We start from the raw sequence: 1,897 nt of genomic DNA on the forward strand, positions 1-1,897 counted from the left end.
CATCACAGGTACGACGACAGACGTTGCCCCAGGCACCGACGTTGTACTGACTATTACAGGGTATGATGAGAATGGTGAGCAACTTGAAATTGAGCGTACTGTCCAAACTGATTTAAACGGTAATTATCAATACCAATTAACAGCTGTGGATGGAATTGCGACTGGTTTAAATGGATCAACTGTTACTGTAGTGGCAAATTCAATTGATCGTAATGGTACTGCTATTGATGCTCAAGATACAGAATCTGTGGACTCTGTGATTAAAGGAGATCAATCCACAGGTATCACTAATGGTGATGATATCGTAACAGCGACATCTGGTGATGACCTTATAGCTGGTGATATTGGTGGTTTGAAAACCAACTTTATTTCAGGGCATAATTATAATGTTTCAGTTGTATTAGATTTGTCTGGAAGCATGAATTATCGGTTAGCATCTGATGTTAACCCATCAAATGGCGAACAAAGCCGTTTAGAAATTGCTAAGGCAGGGTTGAAGGCATTTATTCAACAGATGGTTACACATGATGGTGTTATTAACTTACAGCTTGCCTCTTTCTCTAGTGCAGGATATGCAGGTAATAATTACAATAAATCTTGGGTAGTAACCAAAGATAATTTGCAAGAAATATTTGATTATATTGATGGATTAAGTGCAGCCGGTGGTACTAATCCTAATAGAGGTTGGGAAAAAGCAGAGAATTGGTTTGATGGCCTTACTACTGGACTAGAAAGTGGATCAGTTGCTGCCGATTCAAGTTATGAAAATCAGACTTACTTCCTCACAGATGGTAAGCCGAATACTTATAATGGTACTGGTGCTAACCCAACTACTTCTGATTATTCTAAATATGATGCAGATTTCGCAGATCTAGCTAGTCAGAGTAAGGTTTTTGCTGTAGGTGTTGGTACTGCTACTGGAGTACAGGATGCAGTTTCTCGTTTTGATAACACAGATATTAATGGTGATAAAATTGAGAACTGGTCTAGTACTAATCATGGTGAAGCTCATGCCATAGCTGATGCTGGGAAACTAATTGCTTATCTAATTGGGGGCTCAGAGAACTTCCTGCCTGCTGATGTGGGAAGTGATACAGTGAAAGGGGGAGCTGGTGATGACATTCTCTTTGGTGATTCAATCAATACAGACTGGATTACATGGCAGGGACGTACGGATAATCCATATCTTTATCCTAAGTATTCTGGATATTCAACGCTCGAAGCTTATCTAAAAGCTGAAGTAACAAATGGGGCAGATCCTACGCAGCAACAAATTTATGATTATGTAAAAGAGCATTATCGTGATTTTGTGAATGCCGATGCTGTTGATTCTGTGACTAAAGGTGGTGATGATATTATTTATGGTGGTTCTGGTAATGACATTATTATCGCTGGGGCAGGTAATGACACTATATATGGTGGTTCAGGTAATGACATTATCTCAACGGGTCGTGGGGATGACACTATAATGTATGAGGTACTAAATACAGCAGATGTAACTGGTGGTAATGGTACAGATACTTGGATAGATTATGAAACCAACGACAAAATCAAATTTAGTTCTGACTTTTTTGATGGTCTTTTAGCAGATAACAGTAATATAGCCGATTACATTTCTGTTGAAGATGATGCAAATGGCAATGCTGTAATTAAAGTGGATCGTGATGGCGCACTTGGAAATTACACCATGTCTGATTTGATCATTTTGGAAAATAAAGCGGGTCTAGATTTACAAGATTTGCTAGCCAATAACCAGATCATCATTGGCTAAAACTAATTATCACCATTTTTAAAAACTGCTTCAGTCATGAGGCAGTTTTTTATTATTAAACAAGTTTTTAATTCCAATCAAGTACAATTTTTGACTTGGATATAAGTTTCAAATTCTGGAACAAAA

General features: G+C 38.0%; 1 protein-coding gene. It reads left to right on the forward strand.

Annotated elements, in window-relative coordinates; all coding sequences use genetic code 11:
• The coding region (locus IAE19_RS16390) for a VWA domain-containing protein (protein ID WP_200461966.1) at positions 1-1,771 on the forward strand (1,771 nt) is incomplete at its 5' end.
• Between the last annotated feature and the right edge of the window lie 126 nt (positions 1,772-1,897).

This window comes from Acinetobacter sp. S40, from assembly GCF_016624705.1.
Classification (GTDB): Bacteria; Pseudomonadota; Gammaproteobacteria; order Pseudomonadales; family Moraxellaceae; genus Acinetobacter.